The sequence below is a fragment of the Acinetobacter entericus genome (assembly GCF_026168575.1).
GTDB classification, from domain to species: domain Bacteria; phylum Pseudomonadota; class Gammaproteobacteria; order Pseudomonadales; family Moraxellaceae; genus Acinetobacter; species Acinetobacter bouvetii.
Map to the genome: position 1 here is coordinate 1 of NZ_JAPEQW010000075.1, position 3,243 is coordinate 3,243.

Annotated in this window: 5 protein-coding genes; all 5 read left to right on the plus strand. The window is 35.1% G+C overall.

Features of this window, described 5'->3' with window-relative positions; genetic code table 11:
- The first annotated feature begins 325 nt into the window (after positions 1-325).
- A complete protein-coding gene (locus OKC24_RS19300) occupies positions 326-502 on the plus strand; it encodes a hypothetical protein (protein WP_265466247.1) in 177 nt (58 codons plus the stop codon).
- 12 nt (positions 503-514) lie between these two features.
- Positions 515-790, plus strand: a complete 276-nt coding sequence (locus OKC24_RS19305; RefSeq protein ID WP_265466248.1) for a hypothetical protein — start codon at positions 515-517, stop codon at positions 788-790.
- A gap of 72 nt (positions 791-862) precedes the next feature.
- Positions 863-2,422: a virulence factor TspB C-terminal domain-related protein gene (locus OKC24_RS19310; RefSeq protein ID WP_265466249.1), complete on the plus strand. Its 1,560-nt coding sequence runs from the start codon at positions 863-865 to the stop codon at positions 2,420-2,422.
- The gene (locus tag OKC24_RS19315; protein ID WP_265466250.1) at positions 2,422-2,700 is read left to right on the plus strand and encodes a DUF2523 family protein; all 279 of its coding nucleotides are present in this window, start codon (positions 2,422-2,424) and stop codon (positions 2,698-2,700) included. The genes OKC24_RS19310 and OKC24_RS19315 overlap by 1 nt, the downstream gene beginning before the upstream one ends.
- Before the next feature lie 79 nt (positions 2,701-2,779).
- Positions 2,780-3,243, plus strand: a 464-nt coding sequence (locus OKC24_RS19320) for a P-loop NTPase family protein (protein WP_507159413.1), incomplete at its 3' end; no start/stop codon positions are given.

Below are 3,243 nucleotides of genomic sequence, written 5' to 3' on the forward strand. Positions count from 1 at the left end.
ATATATAAATTAAAGGCTTAATTATACCATTTCGTATAATGTATAATATGTTAAAAATCAATAACTTACATATTTAAAATAATACAGGGGACTACATAAATGATCAAGTCTGTTCACCAAATTGATGTCGTTGAATGTCCAAATTGCTTCACTTTGATGCATAAAAATCAGCTGTCATTTCATTTGACTAGATGCTTGGGGTGATCATGTTTTATTTAGTCCTCATTTTCTTTATCTACGGTCTTTTTAGATTTGTATTTGTTGATTTAAAAAGAATTATTTTCTTTTTGTTTAAACCAAAGCAAAAAGACATAGAGGGTTAAGCATGGCTTATTTGTGTGAATCAATTCAGGTAATTAACGCTGTTCAATATGGTGTGAATTGCACACAGAGTGCTTTGTTTGAAATGACTCCAGAAGCTCGTGATGAACTTCTGAAGTTTGTAATAAAAGTTTTTGCAATGGTCTTTGTTGCAAGAAAAGTGCTGTCCATGTTTCGCTAAAGGAGAAATATCATGGCTTTACAAAATGTACAAAAACTTGAACAACAAGAAGTTCATAAAAAAACCTGGTTTAACCGTTTCCGCGGTAAAGCAGCTGCTACTGGTGCAATTGTTACTGGTGCTGTAGTTGCATCTTCAAATGCACTGGCAATTAAAGCTGCTGATATTGCTACAGCAACATCGGGTTCAGGTGCAGAAGAAACAATTGATGCAGGCTGGTTGTGGGTGCTTGGTATTGCGATTGTTCTGTATGTCGGTCGTAAGATCGTCAGCATGTTCGGTCGTTAATATAGGGGGCAATCATTGTGAGTGATCAATCTGTAGTTGAGTGGATTATTTTCATAGTGATTGCCGTCGCTTTTGCAAGGTTATTTAAATAAATATTTAAAGGATTTTATGATGCAATTTTTTAAATATTTCTTTTTTTCTTTCGCTGTTATTTTTTCTACTAATGTTTTTTCTGATAATTGTACTTGGAAACTAAACGGAAAATCATATCCCTCTGCTGAAGATGCTTGCGCTAATAATACTAAGTCATTTTCAGATTTTTGGATGAATTATGTGCAAGCTTCGGATGGATCTTGTAGATATCAAAGTACAAGTAATTCTGTAAAAACTACTAGCTTAAAACCCTATTATTCATGTCAAGATGATTGTTTTCATCCCGATTATAAAATTGTAGTTCAACCGATCTCTGAACCTCTTAAAAAAACAATTTGTATTCCGAATAACGGTGTTTTGTGTAAATATACTGGCGATCCTTCAAAGGCACCTGTCATTAACGGTGCTATTACCACAATTTTTGATTCTGTTTCAAAATCTGCTGATCCATCTTGTAAAGAAGAATTAGTTAATCCTCCTTGCGATCCTAAAGATCCGTATGGCGGATGTTTTACACCGGCAAACGATCATTGTACACGGCAGTCCGATGGTTCAATTCTTTGTCCTGATGAAAGTAAACCCCGTGTAGAAAACAATTGTAAAGGTGCTACATATTGTAATCGCCCCCCGCAGGGTTGTGGCGAGGGATACGTTTCAGGTTCATTCAATGGCCAGCAGTTATGTGTGAAATCTTCGCCAAGTACTGGTTCAGGATCAGGTTCGGGTGACGGTTCAGGTTCGGGCGATGGTTCAGGATCAGGTTCAGGCAGCGGTTCTAATACATCGACTTCAACAAGTACTTCAACAAGTTCTAGCGCAGATGGCACTACAATCGTAAACATTGTTAATAATATTAAATCGACGGTAAATATTGATATTACTGCTGTTGTAGATGCTGTTAATAAAGTTTCAGAAAAGCTCTCTTGGCTTAAAAATGAATTGTCTCAATCTATTAAAAATGTTGAGAATGCACTCAAAGTTACTAATGAAAAAATAGATAAAACGAACGAAAATTTAACAGATTTAAAAAATAAATCAGATTCTACTAATTCAAAACTTGATGATATAAAAAATGCTCTAGCTGAATCAAATGCATCATTAAAAGATATTGCTAATAAAGATGGTTCAGGCACTGGCAATGGTGGTGGTTCATCAGAACCTAGCAAACCTTGTGAAGTAACAGAAGCTACACCAACCTCAGAAGCAACAGTTTCAGGATGTAGCGATGCAGACCTTATTAATGCAATTAATAAGAATCATAAGGAATTAAAGGACTTCTTGACTCAAGATCCTGCATCAGGTGAAGAAAATGAAATTTCTACAAATCCTTTAACAGAAAAGAACTTTTCTACATCATTAATTTCAGTTAATGCTGCTTATTGCCCAGCGGATAAAAATATTAATTGGTCAACACCTTTTGGTGTAGTTAATAAAACTATTTCTTATCAAAATCTTTGTAACTCTTCAGCTTGGCTTGGTTATTTATTCTTAGCTTTAGCTTATGTTTATGGCGCTATTATTGTAATGAGGGATTCATAATGCCTGCATTATTAGCTGCACTCGCACGTTATTTAGTATCAGCAATAATATTTAGATTTTTTGCTGCTACTGGTCTTTCAATCATTACTTTCTACTTTATTAATGATTTGATTACTCAAGCCAAAGATAAAATACAAGATGCATTTTTGGGTTTGCCATCAGACGTACTTTCACTTATTCAGCTTTATAAAATTGATCAATGCATTTCAGTCATTATCTCTGCTCTGATGATTGCTGCATTCGTTAAAACAGCAAAAATTACGATTGGGAGAAGCTAGCACTGCGCGGGGCGGTGGGATGTGCGCTTGCGCGCGTCCTGCTGCCTGTGCGGTGCTGTAGCTCCCTGAGGATTATTAGATGGCTATAGTTGTATCAGCACCTATCAGAACAGGTAAGACTTTGTATTGTATGTCTATTATTGATAAGACTACAAAAAAAGATCCTTACCGAATGATCTATACAAACATTGTTGGTTGTACTTATCCTGGTGTGATCTTAATTCAGTCAACTACAGATAAACCATTTGATTGGCGCGATTTGCCGAATGGCTCATTGCTTATCTATGATGAAGCTCACGAGCATCCAGCTTTTTCTAAAGATGATTTATTAAAAACATTTGAAGTTGATGACTCTATATATTTAAAACGTATTGCTGAAATTAATGCAAATACTGAATTAAGAGTACGTGATAAAGATGAATTAAAAGCTAAAGAAAAAGAAAAGCAAAAGCTTAGATTGGTTAGAGCTAAAGAGGATATTTTAGATATAGGCCGTTCATTAGATTTCTTTCATAAGTCATTTTTCACTCAGCTCCAAGTTAT

Coding starts and splice junctions, on each gene's coding strand:
- OKC24_RS19305 (WP_265466248.1), top strand. CDS start 515: ATGGCTTTACAAAATGTACAAAAACTTGAACAACAAGAAGTTCATAAA.
- OKC24_RS19315 (WP_265466250.1), top strand. CDS start 2,422: ATGCCTGCATTATTAGCTGCACTCGCACGTTATTTAGTATCAGCAATA.
- OKC24_RS19300 (WP_265466247.1), top strand. CDS start 326: ATGGCTTATTTGTGTGAATCAATTCAGGTAATTAACGCTGTTCAATAT.